Genomic DNA, 15,833 nt, shown 5'->3' on the forward strand with positions numbered 1-15,833 from the left:
TCAGCCCCGCAGTCATGCCGCTTTCCCCGCCCGTCAACCGTGCCTTGCGTCATCGCCGTGCCATCACGGCCGAAGCGTATTTGCGGGATGACGGCCTCTGGGACATCGAGGCGCGCCTGACCGACACGAAGCCGCGCGATATCGAACTGGCCGGTAACCGCATCCGCCCGGAAGGCCAGCCGTTGCACGACCTCTGGCTGCGCGTGACGATCGACCTGCGCCTGAATATCGTGGACGCCGAGGCGTGTTCGGACTGGGTGCCTTATCCGACGCATTGTGACACGATCGGCCCGGCCTACCGCCAGTTGATCGGCCTGAACCTGACAAAGGGGTTCCGCAAGGCCGTGCGCGACCGGCTGGGCCATGTCGCCGGCTGCACCCATCTCACCGAACTGGCCGGCGTGCTGCCGACCGCCGCCATCCAGGCCTTCGCGGGCGATGTGTTCAAGATTCGCGACGGCGCCGACGACCCCAATCCCGAACCGCCGATGCAGCTCCATGGATGCCACGCGCTCCATTTCGAGGGCGAGGTGGTTCGCCAGTTTTACCCGCGCTGGTATGGTCACCAGCCGAAACCGAAAGCCGGCGCTGCGGCGTCGTCCCCCCAGACCGCGTCACGCGCCGATGCCCCCGCATCAGGTGGCGAAGACACCCTGGCCCACCGGCCCAACGGTACGTCGGGCTGACCGTCACGGTCGGCCCAAGGAAACAGGCGCAAGCCCTTCGTCTCCAACTATTTTTCCAATCCCTTTACGCCTACCCGAAAGGAAACACGCATGAATATCCATGAGTATCAAGGCAAGGAAATCCTGCGCAAATACAATGTGCCGGTTCCGCGCGGCATCCCGGCTTTCTCGGTCGAAGAGGCCCTGAAGGCGGCTGAACAGCTCGGCGGCCCGGTGTGGGTTGTCAAGGCACAGATCCACGCAGGCGGCCGCGGCAAGGGCGGCGGCGTGAAGGTGGCCAAGAGCATCGACGAGGTGAAGACCTACGCCAGCAACATCCTCGGCATGACGCTGGTGACGCACCAGACCGGCCCGGAAGGCAAGAAGGTCAACCGCCTGCTGATCGAAGAAGGCGCCGACATCAAGAAGGAACTGTACGTGTCGCTGGTGGTGGACCGCGTGTCGCAGAAGGTGGCCCTGATGGCATCGAGCGAAGGCGGCATGGACATCGAGGAAGTCGCTGCCCACACCCCGGAAAAGATCCACACGCTGATCGTTGATCCGGCCGAAGGCCTGAAGGACGCTGACGCCGACGACATCGCCCGCAAGATCGGCGTGCCCGACGCCAGCATCGCCCAGGCTCGCCAGGCACTGCAAGGCTTGTACAAGGCGTTCTGGGAAACCGACGCTTCGCTGGCCGAAATCAACCCGCTGATCCTGACCGGCGACGGCAAGGTCATCGCCCTGGACGCCAAGTTCAACTTCGACTCGAACGCACTGTTCCGTCACCCGGAGATCGTCGCGTACCGTGATCTGGACGAAGAAGACGCCAACGAAATCGAAGCCTCGAAGTTCGACCTGGCCTACATCTCGCTGGACGGCAACATCGGCTGCCTGGTGAACGGCGCCGGTCTGGCCATGGCCACGATGGACACCATCAAGCTGTTCGGCGGCGAGCCGGCCAACTTCCTGGACGTTGGCGGCGGCGCCACGACCGAGAAGGTGACCGAAGCCTTCAAGCTGATGCTGAAGAACCCGAACGTGCAGGCCATCCTGGTCAACATCTTCGGCGGCATCATGCGCTGCGACGTGATCGCCGAAGGCGTGATCACCGCGTCGAAGGCCGTGCAGCTGGGCGTGCCGCTGGTCGTCCGCATGAAGGGCACGAACGAAGAGCTGGGCCGCAAGATGCTGGCTGAGTCGGGTCTGCCGATCATTTCGGCCGACACGATGGAAGAAGCCGCCCAGAAGGTCGTGGCCGCAGTCGCTGGCAAGTAAGGACAACTTTCGTTGCCGCCTGGCCGCAGCCGGGCGGGGCGACTAAAAGGACTAGCAAATGAGCATTCTGATCAACAAGGACACCAAGGTCATCACCCAGGGCATCACCGGCAAGACCGGCCAGTTCCACACCCGTGGCTGCCGCGACTATGCCAACGGCAAGAACGCGTTCGTTGCCGGCGTGAACCCGAAGAAGGCCGGCGAAGACTTCGAAGGCATTCCTATCTATGCCAGCGTGAAGGACGCCAAGGCACAGACCGGCGCGACCGTGTCGGTGATCTACGTGCCGCCCGCAGGCGCAGCTGCCGCCATCTGGGAAGCCGTTGACGCCGACCTGGACCTGGTGGTCTGCATTACCGAAGGCATCCCCGTCCGCGACATGATGGAAGTCAAGGACAAGATGCGCAAGCAGAACAAGAAGACGCTGCTGCTGGGACCGAACTGCCCGGGCCTGATCACGCCGGACGAGATCAAGATCGGCATCATGCCGGGTCACATCCACAAGAAGGGCCGCATCGGCGTGGTGTCGCGCTCGGGCACGCTGACGTACGAAGCCGTGGGCCAGCTGACCGCGCTGGGCCTGGGCCAGTCGTCGGCTGTGGGCATTGGTGGCGACCCCATCAACGGCCTGAAGCACATCGACGTGATGAAGATGTTCAACGACGATCCGGATACGGACGCCGTGGTCATGATCGGTGAGATTGGTGGTCCGGACGAAGCCAACGCGGCTTACTGGATCAAGGAAAACATGAAGAAGCCGGTGGTTGGCTTCATCGCTGGCGTGACCGCGCCTCCGGGCAAGCGCATGGGCCACGCCGGCGCGCTGATCTCGGGCGGTGCCGATACGGCCCAGGCCAAGCTGGAAATCATGGAAGCCTGCGGTATCAAGGTCACCAAGAACCCGTCGGAAATGGGCCGTCTGCTGAAGGCAATGCTGTAAGCAGCCAGCCAATGACGTGCCTGTGCGCTATCAGGCACATCGCACGGCATGCCGTACCTGCGGGGCGCGAGAGTCGACATGACGCCTCGCGAACCGCGATTCATTGCCCCCGTCCTTGTGGCGGGGGCAATGTCGTTCTGGCGTGGCAATGTCCTAGGGTATATCCGGAGACACGAACCACCCCGGTTGAAACCGAATCGAAAGGTTCGTACGATAAATCTTCATGTCTGGTAGTTCAGACATCCGAAAGTCCGCAGTTGGCCGCATCCGGCCGCTCCCGCGGGCACGGAACATAATTTTGGAATTTCGAGGAGTCTAGCCGTGGAATTGTTGTCCAGCAGCACGTTCTGGATTGCGCTGGGGTCGATCATCCTGACCAATATCGTCCTGTCGGGCGATAACGCCGTGGTGATCGCGCTCGCATCGCGCAACCTGCCCCCCGCCCAGCAGAAGAAGGCCATTTTCTGGGGTAGCGCCGCCGCCATCATCATGCGCGTGGTGCTGACCGTGGCAGCCGTCAAGCTGCTGAGCCTGCCGTACCTGAAGATCGTGGGCGCCGTCCTGCTGGTCTACATCGGCGTGCAACTGCTGACTGGCGATGACGACGAAGAAGGTCATGACGCCAAGGACAACATCTGGGCCGCGATCCGCACGATCCTGATCGCCGACCTGGTCATGTCGCTGGACAACGTGGTGGCCGTGGCCGCCGCCGCGCAGAAGGGCCCCGAAGGCAGCCAGCTGATGCTGCTGATCATCGGCCTGGGCCTGTCGATTCCGCTGATTGTCTTCGGCAGCACGCTGCTGCTGAAGGTGATGGAGCGTTTCCCGATCATCATCGTGCTGGGCGCCGCGCTGCTGGGCTACCTGGCTGGCGAAATGCTGGTCAGCGATCCGGTGGATGCCGAATGGTTCCAGGTGCACGTGCCGCATGCGCACTTGGTGTTCGGCGTGATCGGCGCCGTGCTGGTCGTGCTGATCGGCAAGCTGATGCGCCGCAGAAGCGCACAGACCGCCTGACGATTGCATCGGGCAGTACCCAGAAAGTTGTATCGCGAGCCTGAAACGGGCGACCCCATGCGGGTCGCCCGTTTTGTTTTTACAACACCCGAATTGCAGCATCCGCGCCACGGACTCCTGCGGATTTCCAAACAATTCCCACATTTCTGTAGGAATTGTCCGAGGTCATTGGTGCCTCGCCAGCGTTCTTCCGATCATGACCCCGGTCACGCGCCACAGGCCTTCGGGCACGCGGCACGTGGCTGAACTTCCAATCCAACACGTCGGCTCGACGACGAAAACGAAAGGGTCAATATGCAACGCACACTCAACGCCATCCATCGCGGCGCGCGCCGCACCAGCGGCCATGCCACGCCCGCATTACAACAAGGTTTCACGCTGATCGAACTGATGATCGTGGTGGCCATCATCGGCATCCTGGCCGGTATCGCGGTTCCGCAGTACCAGGACTACGTGGCGCGCTCGCAGTTCTCCGAAGGGGTCAATCTGGCATCGGGGCAGAAGGCGCCGGTGACCGAGGCGTTTTCCAACACGGGCAGCTGCCCCAACAACACCAGTGGCGCCGCCAGTGGCATTCCAGTTTCAACGTCCATTTCCGGTAGTTACATCGACAGCGTGCAGGTCGGCGGCACCGCGACCGAAGCGGGCGGCTGCACGATTACCGCGAACTTCAAGGATAGTGGTATCGCCAAAGGCCTGACCGGCAAGTACGTGACGCTGACGATGGGCAACGCCGACAAGGGCTCGGTGACGTGGAAGTGCGAATCGTCGGCCGACAAGAAGTACCTGCCGCAAGCGTGCACGCAGCTCGCTAAGTCGACAGCTGGCTGAGCGTCTGGCGGGCATGCAGCGCCCGTGGCCGCTAGCGGTGCCAGCCCCGAAGGCGGCTCGGAGCGATCCGAGCCGCCTCTCGGAAAAGGCTGGCCGTGGCAATACGTAACATGTTTATCGCGCCTGTCCGCAATTGCGACATTGCCTGCCGCTTTGCCCTGCATCAATCCGTAGGCGCCGCCACTCCCCTGAAGATTGCCGTGCCGATGGCCCTGGCGGCTGTCGGCGCATCGCCATTCCAACAAGTTCTTCAGAAGGGGGTCAACATGCACTACCAACATGGTCGCCAGGCCGGCTTCACGCTCATCGAACTGATGATCGTGGTCGCAATCATCGGCATTCTGGCGGCGATTGCCATTCCGCAGTACCAGGACTACATCGCACGGGCGCAGGTATCCGAAGGGCTGACGCTGGCGTCGGGACAGAAGGCGTCGGTCACGGAAACATTCTCGCAAACCGGGACTTGCCCGAACAATGCAAACGCGATGGCCAATGGCATTCCGGCTGCAGCCGATATCAATGGCAAGTACGTGGAGCGCGTGAATGTTGGCGGCACGGCCAATGACAGCGGCAACTGCACCATCATCTCCACATTCCGGCAGAACGGCGTTTCCAAGGAACTGAAAGGCAAGGCCATGACGCTGATGATGGACAATGCCGACAAAGGTTCCATCAAGTGGGTATGCTCGGCAGACAAGATCGCGCAGCGTTTCCTGCCGCAAGCATGCACGGGGGAAATCAAGAAGTCCTGATCTGGACGCTATCGTCGGCATTGCGGGTCGAACGTTTCCAATCGGACCTTCGTCCCGCAGCATGGGTGTCTGAGTGGTTCTGCCCCATCGGCGCAGGCCGCCACGCTATCATGGCGCCTTTGCCCCCTTGAGCCCCTGCGCGCATGCCGCTGCACCGAGCCACGCTTCCCGCTACGGCGATTGTCGTCGCCTTTACCCTTCCGTTTCTGGTGTCGCGGCATACCCTGCCGCTGGCGACGTTCTTTGGCGAATGGACGGCGGCGCTGCTCGGCGTGGCGCTAGTGGCCGTACTGGCCCTGGTGCGCGTCGATGTGTCGGGCTCGCGGCCACGCAAGGCGTTTCCGTGGGTGGCGGCGTTCCCACTCTGGCTGATGGCGACCACGGTGCTGCAGGCGGCCTCGGGCATGGCCGATGTCTCCGGCAGCCGTCTGACCACGCAGCTGGTGCTGGGTCTGGGCACGGCTGTGATGCTGGGCGCCTGGCGCATGGGGCAGGCGTCGTCGGTCGATCGCCGGGCCAGCATCGTCGATGCGCTGGCCATCGCCTTTCTGGTGGCCGGGCTGCTTGGCACGCTGGCGCAGTGGATACAGGTCTTCCACCTGGAGGACCAGGCATTCGGGCTCGTCTCGGAATATTTCTATGACACCAATCGCCGGCTCTGGGGCAACCTGAACCAGCCCAATCATCAGGCGACGCTCAACGGGCTGGCGCTGGCCGCCGCCATCTGGCTGGCGACGCGCAGCTGGCTGCAGTTTCCGTCGTGGCTGATGGCGACGATGCTGCTGGAAAGCGGCATCGTGCTGTCCGGGTCGCGGACCGGCCTGGTACATGTCGGGCTGACTGCGGTCTACGCGTTGCTGGCGGCCGCCATGGCGCGCGGTACGCCGCGCGGCGCCAGCCCGATGCACCGGGCGCCCGGTCTGGTCGCCGCTGCCGTGCTGCTGGTCGTGGGCATCGTGGCGCTGCAGCCGGCCATCAAGATGGCGGGGCAGGCGTTCGACTGGCGGCTGTTCGATACCGTGTCGCAGTTGCAGTCGGGCAATCAGATTTCGTATCGCGGCGCGCTGTGGTCCCAGGCGCTGGCGATGTTTCACGCGCATCCGTGGCTCGGCGTCGGTTACGGCGAATTCGGCTGGGCGCAGTTCCAGGTGGCATCGCAAGTGCAGGTCGTCGCGGAAATGTCGCTGCATGCACACAATGCGATGCTCGACCTGCTGGCCAAGACGGGTGCGGTCGGCACGGTGGGCGTCGTCGTGGTGCTGGCGGCCTGGTTCTGGCGCGTGATCCGCGACCGCGTCTGGCGCGGCACCCCGGCCGAGCGAAGCATGGCGGTGCCGGTGCTGGTCTGGCTGGCCATGCTCGTGGCGCACTCGATGCTCGAGTATCCGCTGCACTATCTGTACTTCTTCCTGCCGTTCTGTTTTCTGCTGGCCTGGCTGGAGCCGTCGGGCTTTGGTCGCCCATGGCCTCGGGCCGGCGCGATGCTGGCGAGCCTGGCGTTCGTGGCTGTGTCGGCGGTGGCGCTTGTCACGCTGTGGCAGGACTACAAGCGTGTCGAGGCGCGCGAGTACGCGAGTGAAGCGCATCGCGATGCCTTGCCGATGCCCCGTGTCTGGTTCCGTCAGCATGCGGCATCCGACGTCGCCGAGCAGGCGGCCATCACGCCCGACAGCGCAGCCGGCTTGCTGCCGGCCCATATCGACGCGCTACACCTGCTGCCCACGCCCAACCTGATCCGCCGCAGTGCGTGGCTGCTTGCGCTGACTGGCGAGCAGGACCGGGCGCGGCTCTGGATGGAGCGCCTGCGCTATTACTATCAAGGGGATGAGGCGGCACAGTTTGGCGTGCTGTCGCGCGACTGCGATGCACTGGGCGCCGATCGCCGGCCGCGCGAATTCTGCGCGTGGGTCCGCCTGCGCGCCCAGCGCGGTCAGCACCAGGCGACGCAGGGCAAGACACAGGGCAAGACACAGGACAACTAAGGCAGGAATCAGCGTACGTAGCCCGGCGGAGGCGGGGGCGGATAGTACGGCTGGTAGTTGGACGGCGGCATCGCGGCGCGCGCCGGCGGCTGTGCCGTCACCATTTGTCCATAGACCGGTACGCGATTGCCGCTGGCGTACATGCACTGGACATAGGCGGCGTCATAGGCGCGCTGCGAGCCGTATCCGGCGTTGTACGAATTGCCGGCCCCGACTGCGGAGCCGGTCAGCAAGCCGACCCCGGCACCCACGGCGGCGCCCTCGCCGCCACCGAATGCCGCACCTGCCGCCGCGCCCAGTGCCGTGCCCACCACGGCGCTGCCCACGGCGGCTGTGTTGGCGTTCTGCTGCGGCGTGGTGCCGCCCACCTGCCCGAAAGCGAACTGCCGGCAGTTGTAGTCGTCGCCACGGAACTGGTCGAACGTCTTGTTGGTGCCCGGCAGCGCCATCACGCTCGGACCCGACGGCATCACTGCGCAGGCACCGAGGCCCAGCGACGCGGCCATCAGCAGACTCAGTGAGCGCATTCTCATGAGGTGGCTCCAGGAGCAGGGATAGGAGCAGGGATAGGGGCAGGGATAGGGGCAGCGGACGACGGCGCATGGGGCTGCTCGCGCTGCCAGCCACCCGGGCATTCCTTCACGTACGGAAAGTAACCTTCGGGCCGGGCGCAGTGATACCACCACGCGTTGGGCGACGACCCATCGGTGATGGTGGGATTGCCGTCGCTGCCCTGTTCGATGTATTGCGGCGGTTCCGCCGGAGGCGCCGCCACGACGGCAGGCGCAGGATAGTAACCAGGGTAGTAGCCCGGCGCGTAATACGGTCCATATGGATACCAGCCGGGACCCCATCCCGGCCCCCATCCCCAGCCCGGTCCCACGTAGACACCTACGCCCACGTGACCATGCCCGTGCCCGCCACGGTAATACCCATGGGCCAGCGATGTCGTGCTGTACCCCGCCGCGCCCATCGCGGCCAATGCCAGAACGATCTGGCAGAGCTTGCGCCCGTTCATGATGTGTACCTCGAGTCCCTGCCTGTGCTTAACGTCCGAACCTGGCGCCCGGACGACTGGCGGCAACCGCCATGTCTTGCATTGAATATCAATTTGCCGCCGGCAGGGGCATTTCGGCGCATCCGGAAATGTGGCGTTACCTTTATTACGGGCGGGACGAAGACAGCGAACGCAGCGGCACGGGCGCGCGACCAGGGCGCGACACCGCCGACTTATGCCGCCACCCAATCCCCCGACTTCCCGCCGTGCTTTTCCAGCAACTTGACGTTGCCCATCACCATGCCCCGGTCCACGGCCTTGCACATGTCGTAGATGGTCAGCAGGGCGACCTGCACGCCGGTGAGGGCTTCCATCTCCACGCCGGTCTGGCCGTGGGTTTCAGTGCGCACGATGCAGGCGATGGTGGAACTGGGTTCGGTTCTGCTTAGGTCTTGTCCAACGCAATTGGACAGAAATTTGGACAGGGCAGATCCCCATCCATGGTCGACGATACGGCCTTTCATCGGGGTTGCCAAGCTTTCGTCCGACCAAATGACATGTCCTACGCCGAGGTGCGGGCGAGTATAGCGATACGCCGCCGCACGTATCAGTAGAGCGTCCAAAAATCAAGCGGCCATGTCTCGCTGCGACGAATTTGCAACCGTTGTCCGAAGAGCCGATCAACCCCTTGTCATCCCATTGGCAGCTTCCGGAAGGCGGCCTCCATCGCCATGTCAGTGATGGGAAACACCATTCCACTAGGATCTCGTGGTAGCCCGGCTAGAACTCCAATTGCGCGTGTAGAGAGGGGAACGGTTCGAGGGTGACCGTTTTTTGTCATCGGAAGGTAGGCAGTCCGGCTTTCAAGCTGCACATTTTCCCATTTCAAGGCGAGTAGCTCGCCCCTGCGCATGGCTGTTTCGAGCGCCATGGAGACCAGCGGGGCCATCCAGGGACTTCTTCTGCCAACCGGGGCTAGTGCGGCGATGAGCCGGCTTTCCTCGTCCGGTGTGAGTGTCCGAGCACGACCGGGAGGAACGCTAGGCTTCCGGATAAGCTGGCAGGGGTTAGAGACTGAAACTCCCCATTCCCTTCGGGCATGGTTGATAGCGCCTGACAACAGGGATAGGTCTCGCACCACAGTTGCGCTTGAGACCTTTCTCAGACGCTCATCACGGAAATTGGCGAGAACAGCAGGGGTCAGCGTTGCCAGGCTGAAGTCTGCCAAACGACTTCGCTGCAGAGCCTGGATGCGAATGAGTTCGTCCTTGGCCCCGCGTTTTGAAGGGGTGACCTCTTGAGCGTAGCGCCCGAGAAGATCCCTCAATAGAAGATCGTTGTTTCGAGCCGGGCTCTGATAGCCGCCAAGCTCCATTTGCGCCTCGATGCTTCGAGCCCACCTAACCGCCTCGCTCTTGGTGTCGAACGATCGGACTTCGGCCGGGAACCCCTTCCTAACGATCCTAGCTTGCCACTTTGAGCCTCGTTGTCGAATAGATGCCATGCGCCTTCCTAATTGGACAGGCGTTGGACAAGACCTTAATGAGCCGCGACTTTTCAGCCGAATGACAGAGAACAACGGTAGCCCGCCGGCGAATCAAGCAGCTTGGGCAGAAACGCTGTTTTCCTATGAAAATCAGTGTGTTACACGCCTCCCGCCACCCAGTCCCCCGACTTCCCGCCGTGCTTTTCCAGCAACTTGACGTTGCCCATCACCATGCCCCGGTCCACGGCCTTGCACATGTCGTAGATGGTGAGTAGCGCCACCTGCACGCCGGTCAGGGCTTCCATTTCCACGCCGGTCTGGCCGTGTGTCTCTGTGCGCACCACGCAGGCGATGGTGGCGCTCGGTTCGTCGAGCGCGAAGTCGACGGCCACGCGGGTCAGGCCGATGGGGTGGCACAGCGGGATCAGGTCGGCCGTACGCTTGGTGGCCATGATGGCCGCCACGCGCGCAATGCCGAGCACGTCCCCCTTTTTGGCGGTGCCGTCGCGGACCAGCGCGAACGTTTCGGGCAGCATCGTGATCGTGCCGGTGGCCACGGCCACGCGATGGGTGCTGGTCTTGTTGCCGACGTCGACCATGTGGGCCTGGCCGGCGGTGTCGAAGTGGGTGAGCTGACTCATGGGCGGCGAAGGAAGATATGCACAAAGGTGGGCGGGCAGCCTGATCGCACCGGGCCGGAACGTGGCGCAACACAACGGTGGCCCGCGCCGGGGCCAGCCCGATGGGAACGGGTTGCAGAGGCCGCTATCATAGCAACATGCCCAAGACATCATGGCCTCGCCGCCTGCCCGTCCGGTCGAGTGCCCGCGCCCCGGCGCCCACCGTGCCTGCCGTCCGTGCGTCACTTCTGACGCGCGCCGTCGCGGCCGCGCTCGTGCTGACCATGGCGGCCCCGGCATGGCCGCAGAGCACGTCCACGACGGCCCCTGCCGCGACGACGGCGCAGCCGGGGCGGACCAGCGCCGCGGCGGCCGCCAATGCCAAGCTGGCCACGGCAACACCGGGGGTGTCCGCGTCCCCGGCCACGGCAACGCCATCCGCGGCGGTCCCGGCGCCGGTCCCCACGCTGAACGGCGCGGTCAGCGACCAGGTCTATGACAACCTCAACCGCAGCGTTCGCGCCGGCCAGAAGTCGGAATTCGGCCTGCGCAGCGGCAACACGGTGGTGGAAAGCGCCGGCATCCAGTTGCCGGACCTGGGCGATCCGTCGACGGCATCGCTGTCGCCGGACATGGAAAAGCGGCTTGGCGACCGCATCATGCGCAGCATCCGGCGCGATCCGGACTATGTGTCGGATGCCTTGCTGAATGACTACCTGAACGCGCTCGGCTACCGTCTGGTGCAGGCTGCGCGGCGCATGAACATCGCGGGCTCGAACGGCGCCGGCACCTTTGCCACCGGGTTCGAACTGTTCGGCGTGCGCGACCGGTCGATCAACGCGTTCGCCATGCCGGGCGGCTATATCGGCGTGCACACGGGGCTGCTGGTGCAGTCCGATACGGAATCCGAACTGGCGTCGGTGCTGGGCCATGAAATCGGCCACGTCATGCAGCGGCATATCGCCCGCGGCATCACCAGCCAGGACCAGTCGATGTGGATTGCTCTGGCGTCGATGGTGCTGGCCGGCCTGGCCGCCACCAAGAGCGGTGACGCGGCGGCGGCCCTGGCCATGGGCGGGCAGGGCGCGGCCATCGCCAACCAGCTGTCGTTTTCGCGGGGCGCCGAGCGCGAAGCCGATCGCGTGGGCTTCCAGATCATGACCGCAGCCGGCTTCGACCCGCAGGGCATGCCTGATTTCTTCCAGCGCCTGCAGCGCGTGATGGGGATTTCGGACAATTCCGTGCCCGCCTACGTGCGTACCCACCCGCTGACTTCCGAGCGTATCGCGGACATGCAGGATCGCGTGCGGCACGTGGCCGCGCACAAGGTTGGCAATACCCCGGACTATGAATTTGCCCGCGTGCGCGCGGCGGTGTTGCAGTCGCCCACGCCGAACGACCTGCGCAACCTGCTGGCCTCGTTCCAGGCCCAGGTATCCAAGGCCCCGCCTGTCCGGCTGCCGGCGGTGTATTACGGCATCGCGTTCGCCAACCAGCAGTTGGGCCGTTTTGTGGAGGCCGACAAGGCGCTGGCCGAGGCACGTCGCCTTTACGGCACGATTCCGGGCGCCACGTCGGGCACGCCGATGCTGGATGTGATGGCGGTGGAACTGGCGCGCAGCGAAGGCCGCCAGCAGGATGCGCTCACGCAGGCGGCCGCCACGCTGAAGGCCTTCCCGCTCTCGCACGCGGCCGCGCTGACCTATGCCGACACGCTGCTGGCCACCAACCGGCTGAACGACGCGGTGACCTTCCTGCGCGCGCGCACGCGCGAGGAAACGGGCCGGTCGGAATGGTGGGAATTGCTGGCGCGCGCCTATGCCGCGCAGGGCAAGCGGCTGCAGCAGCATCAGGCATTGGCCGAGAAATACGCGATGGACGGCTCGTACCAGGCGGCCATCGAACAGCTGCAGATTGCGCGCAAGGCCGGGGACGGCGATTTCTATACGCTGTCGGAAGTCGACGCGCGCCTGCACCAGCTGCAGCTTCAGTTCAAGGAAGACCGGCAGGACAACAAGGGCATGCCGAACTAGCGCCCGGGGGGCGGGGGCTGACTCCGCCTTGTTGCGCTTACTCCGCCGCCGGCGTCCGCACGAAGCCGAACCGCTTCGGCACCTCCGCTTCCACGATCGGCTCGATGTCGAGATTGCGCCCGGCGTGGTGAAAAATACCCAGTACCGCGCCGCATGCGTCGCCATGCCAGTCGCTGGCCGTGCTGAAGGCGTCCAGATCGTGATCGTGCAGCAGCACCGCCTGCTCGCCTTCCACCCCTTCCACGGTACCGGACAGCACGACGTTGCCGTGCTCGTCGGCAAAGCACGCGGCTGGCGTGAACGCCCGGCCGGTGGTCGTGGCCAGCGCGCCGTTGTGCAGGCGCGCGATCCATGGCGCATATGCCAGCGACACGAACACGCGCTGCGGGCCGTTCTGGAAATACCAGGCGCCGCGCCCGTCGTGCGTGTAGTTGCGTTCGATAAAGCCGATCAGCGCCTCATGGCGGATCGGGTCGCCGGACAGGCCGTGCTGCTGCGCGAATTCGTTGCGCATGCGCCATTGGCCGCGCCGGTCCAGCGCCAGCCAGCCGAAGCAGTTCGGCACGTTCGGCCAGCGGGCCATGGCTTGCTTGACCACTTCATCCATGGTGTCTCCTTTATTTGCCGATGCCGTCGAAGAAACCCAGGATCCGCTCGGGCAGCCATTCGATGTGGCCGGCTCGGGGCAGCAGCGGCAGTTGGCCTAGCAGGCCGCCGCGAGGCGTCATGAAGCCGACGTGGCCGCCGTACTCGGGCTGCTCCAGCAGCACGTCCGCGCTGACATCGGCGGGGCCGGGCAGGTGCCGGGCGGGCAGGAACGGGTCGTTGCGGGCATTGAGCACCAGCGTTGGAATGCGGATCTCGCCCAGGATGGGTTTGCTGGCGGCGCGGGCCCAGTAGTCGTCGGTATCGCGAAAGCCGTGCAGCGGCGCGGTCACCACATTGTCGAACGCGTACAGGTCGCGGCTGCGCAGCATGGCTTCGCGGTCGAACAGGCCCGGAAACTGGTCGAGCTTGGCCAGCGACTTGCGCTTGAGCGTCTGCAGGAACATGCGCGTGTAGAGCATGTTGAAGCCGCTGGAAAGCGCGGCGCCGCCGGCTGCCAGATCCAGCGGCGCCGAGATGGCCGCCGCGCCGCGCAGGAAGCCGGCTCCGCTGCCATCCTCGCCCAGGAAGCGCAGCAGCGCGTTGCCGCCCAGCGAGATGCCCACCGCCAGCATCGGCCGGCCTGGCCCGGTGGCCTGCTGCTGGTCGCGCAGCCGGTGCAGTACCCAGCGGATCTCGGCCGAATCGCCCGAATGATAGAAGCGCGGTGCCTGGTTCAGTTCACCCGAGCAGCCCCGGAAGTGTGGAATCACGCCTTGCCAGCCACGGTCTTGCAGCGCCGTCATCAGCGTCTGCGCGTAGTGGCTGCTGGAGTCGCCCTCCAGGCCGTGAAACATCACCACCAGCGGCGCGCCGGGCGCCGTGGGGTGGGTGGTCCAGTCGAGGTCGATGAAGTCGCCGTCCGGCGTGGCCCAGCGTTCGCGGCGGAACGCGATGCGGCGGTGCCGCGTGAAGCGGGCCGGCAGGATGGTCTGGGCGTGCCCGCCGCGCAGCCACCACGGTGTCTGGAACGTGTCGCCGAACAGCATGGCCCGCGCAGCCGTCAATGCAGGGCCTGCCCCGGTGCGGTGGCCACGGCGGCCACCTGCACGGCGTTGGCCGGGCTGCAGTGGATATGGGCCAGGCGCCAGCCTTCGTGGTTCTGCATCAGCACATAGGTGGTGTGGACGAACAGGTCGGCTTCCACACGGCCTTCGCCAAAGCGCAGCGCCTCGGTAACGTCGAAGATCGACACGCCCAGCGACGCATGGCTGCTGGTCTCGATGGCGTCGATCAGCACGGGCTGCTCTTCCAGCAATTGCGCAAAGGCCTGGCGCAGGTTCTCATGACCGATCAGGCGCTGGCCGTCGGGCATGACGCAGGTGACCGAATCCTCGTCCAGCCACAGGCGCAGCGCGCCATCGGCGTCGCGCAGCTTCATGGCTTCACGGAAGGCCTCGACGATGTCTTCGGCGGAATCGAACAGACGGGCGAAACGGGGCATGTTGATTGGGTCAGGGACGGTGCAGGAGCTTGCGCAACTCGACGAACACCATTTCGGGTTCGATTTCCTTCAGGCAGCGCAGGTGGCCCAGCGGGCACTCGCGCTTGAAGCAGGGGCTGCACTCAAGTTGCAGCCACATGATACTCGCTGCCTGTGACAGTGGGGGCGTATGGCGCGGGTCGCTGGAACCGTAGACGGCCACCTGGGGCCGGTTCAGCGCGGCGGTCACATGCATCAGGCCCGAGTCATTGCAGACCGCCGCCTCGGACAGCGCCAGCAGGTCCACCGCATCGTCCAGCGATGTCTGGCCGCACAGGTTGCGCACGAACGGCGCGCCTTGCACGATCTCTTCGGCAATCTCGGCATCTTTGCCGGACCCCAGCGTGACGATCTGTGCATACGGATAGGACCGGCGCAGCATCTGCGCCAGCGCGGCGAAGTGCGCGGCGGGCCAGCGTTTGGCCGGGCCGTATTCCGCACCGGGGCAGAACGCGATCACGCGCGTGCCCGGCGCGATGCCGAAGCGCGCGGCCGTGGTGGCCATGCGCGCCGGGTCCACCTTGAGGCGCGGATCGGGAATCGATTCGGGCAGCCGCGCGCCGGGCTTGAGCGCCAGGCGGGCGTAGTGCTCCACCATCGGCGGACGCTTGTCGCGCGGCGGGTTGGCATGGCGCACGTTGAGCATGCCGAAGCGCGCTTCGCCACGATAGCCGACGCGCAGCGGGATGCCGGCCAGGAACGGGATCAGCGACGACTTCAGCGAATTCGGCAGCACGTACGCCACGTCGTAGCCTTCGTGCTTGAGCTGCTGCGCGAACATCAGCCGCGCGCTGAGCTGCAGCTTGCCATGCGCCAGATCGCTCGGGAACACCTTGCTGATCTCGGGCATGCGCGCCAGCACCGGGGCTACCCATTTGGGCGCCAGGGCGTCGATGACCAGGCGTGGATGGCGTGCCTTGAGCAGCGCGAACAGCGGTTGCGCCATCAGCGCGTCGCCAATCCAGTTAGGGGCGATGACTAGGGCTTTTTTCATGTCTGTGGGTATTGCTGGCCCTTTGTTGCGTGGCCCTGTTTTGCTTGCCCGGGCATGTCAACGCCCCGGGGCGCTGGGCGGCCCGGGGCGTCAGGTCGAAACGGCAGGAA

The 15,833-nt window shown here is 65.0% G+C and carries 15 protein-coding genes and 1 pseudogene; 8 read left to right on the forward strand and 8 right to left on the reverse strand.

What is annotated here, in order from left to right:
* Positions 1-14 precede the first annotated feature (14 nt).
* The 7 genes from AC3FJ6_RS04835 (at position 15) to AC3FJ6_RS04865 (ending at position 7,465) form a co-directional block, all read left to right on the forward strand.
* On the forward strand, positions 15-686 hold the full coding sequence (locus AC3FJ6_RS04835) for a DUF2889 domain-containing protein (RefSeq protein WP_092595246.1): 672 nt from the start codon (positions 15-17) through the stop codon (positions 684-686).
* Positions 687-776: 90 nt separating this feature from the next.
* Entirely contained in the window at positions 777-1,943 is a 1,167-nt protein-coding gene (gene sucC, locus AC3FJ6_RS04840) for an ADP-forming succinate--CoA ligase subunit beta (RefSeq protein WP_092595244.1), read from the forward strand.
* A 58-nt stretch (positions 1,944-2,001) separates the two neighbouring features.
* Positions 2,002-2,883 carry a succinate--CoA ligase subunit alpha gene (sucD, locus tag AC3FJ6_RS04845; RefSeq protein ID WP_092595242.1) on the forward strand — a complete coding sequence of 294 codons (882 nt, stop codon included), beginning with the start codon at positions 2,002-2,004 and terminating at the stop codon, positions 2,881-2,883.
* A gap of 321 nt (positions 2,884-3,204) precedes the next feature.
* Positions 3,205-3,900, forward strand: a complete 696-nt coding sequence (locus tag AC3FJ6_RS04850; RefSeq protein WP_249640939.1) for a TerC family protein — start codon at positions 3,205-3,207, stop codon at positions 3,898-3,900.
* Between the two features lie 390 nt (positions 3,901-4,290).
* Entirely contained in the window at positions 4,291-4,731 is a 441-nt protein-coding gene (locus AC3FJ6_RS04855) for a pilin (protein WP_228770830.1), read from the forward strand.
* 266 nt (positions 4,732-4,997) lie between these two features.
* Positions 4,998-5,483, forward strand: coding sequence for a pilin (locus tag AC3FJ6_RS04860; protein WP_488771351.1), 486 nt, complete (start codon positions 4,998-5,000; stop codon positions 5,481-5,483).
* 143 nt (positions 5,484-5,626) lie between these two features.
* Positions 5,627-7,465 carry a PglL family O-oligosaccharyltransferase gene (locus AC3FJ6_RS04865; RefSeq protein ID WP_488770898.1) on the forward strand — a complete coding sequence of 613 codons (1,839 nt, stop codon included), beginning with the start codon at positions 5,627-5,629 and terminating at the stop codon, positions 7,463-7,465.
* A gap of 8 nt (positions 7,466-7,473) precedes the next feature.
* Here the strand turns inward: AC3FJ6_RS04865 and AC3FJ6_RS04870 are convergent, their stop codons facing one another.
* The 4 genes and pseudogenes from AC3FJ6_RS04870 to moaC all read right to left on the reverse strand — a co-directional run bounded on the left by AC3FJ6_RS04870 (position 7,474) and on the right by moaC (position 10,589).
* The gene (locus AC3FJ6_RS04870; RefSeq protein WP_488770900.1) at positions 7,474-7,998 is read right to left on the reverse strand and encodes a hypothetical protein; all 525 of its coding nucleotides are present in this window, start codon (positions 7,996-7,998) and stop codon (positions 7,474-7,476) included.
* Positions 7,999-8,695: 697 nt separating this feature from the next.
* Positions 8,696-8,899 (reverse strand): annotated as a pseudogene (locus tag AC3FJ6_RS04875) (cyclic pyranopterin monophosphate synthase MoaC); the annotation flags it as partial.
* 254 nt (positions 8,900-9,153) lie between these two features.
* Positions 9,154-9,966 carry a tyrosine-type recombinase/integrase gene (locus AC3FJ6_RS04880; protein ID WP_488770902.1) on the reverse strand — a complete coding sequence of 271 codons (813 nt, stop codon included), beginning with the start codon at positions 9,964-9,966 and terminating at the stop codon, positions 9,154-9,156.
* A gap of 140 nt (positions 9,967-10,106) precedes the next feature.
* A complete protein-coding gene (moaC, locus tag AC3FJ6_RS04885) occupies positions 10,107-10,589 on the reverse strand; it encodes a cyclic pyranopterin monophosphate synthase MoaC (protein WP_488770904.1) in 483 nt (160 codons plus the stop codon).
* A 263-nt stretch (positions 10,590-10,852) separates the two neighbouring features.
* On the opposite strand from moaC, the gene AC3FJ6_RS04890 reads away from it, so the two are divergent.
* Positions 10,853-12,601 (forward strand): beta-barrel assembly-enhancing protease, encoded by a 1,749-nt coding sequence (locus tag AC3FJ6_RS04890; protein ID WP_488771353.1) that lies wholly within the window; start codon positions 10,853-10,855, stop codon positions 12,599-12,601.
* A 37-nt stretch (positions 12,602-12,638) separates the two neighbouring features.
* On the opposite strand, the gene AC3FJ6_RS04895 is transcribed toward AC3FJ6_RS04890, so the two are convergent.
* The 4 genes from AC3FJ6_RS04895 to waaF are packed head-to-tail and all read right to left on the reverse strand — an operon-like array spanning position 12,639 to position 15,723.
* Positions 12,639-13,208, reverse strand: coding sequence for a DUF2946 family protein (locus tag AC3FJ6_RS04895; protein WP_488770906.1), 570 nt, complete (start codon positions 13,206-13,208; stop codon positions 12,639-12,641).
* Between the two features lie 10 nt (positions 13,209-13,218).
* Positions 13,219-14,235 (reverse strand): YheT family hydrolase, encoded by a 1,017-nt coding sequence (locus AC3FJ6_RS04900; protein WP_488770908.1) that lies wholly within the window; start codon positions 14,233-14,235, stop codon positions 13,219-13,221.
* Positions 14,236-14,249: 14 nt separating this feature from the next.
* The gene (locus tag AC3FJ6_RS04905) at positions 14,250-14,690 is read right to left on the reverse strand and encodes a YybH family protein (protein ID WP_153946616.1); all 441 of its coding nucleotides are present in this window, start codon (positions 14,688-14,690) and stop codon (positions 14,250-14,252) included.
* 10 nt (positions 14,691-14,700) lie between these two features.
* The gene (waaF, locus tag AC3FJ6_RS04910; RefSeq protein WP_153946617.1) at positions 14,701-15,723 is read right to left on the reverse strand and encodes a lipopolysaccharide heptosyltransferase II; all 1,023 of its coding nucleotides are present in this window, start codon (positions 15,721-15,723) and stop codon (positions 14,701-14,703) included.
* Between the last annotated feature and the right edge of the window lie 110 nt (positions 15,724-15,833).

Source organism: Cupriavidus sp. 94F1, assembly GCF_057798875.1.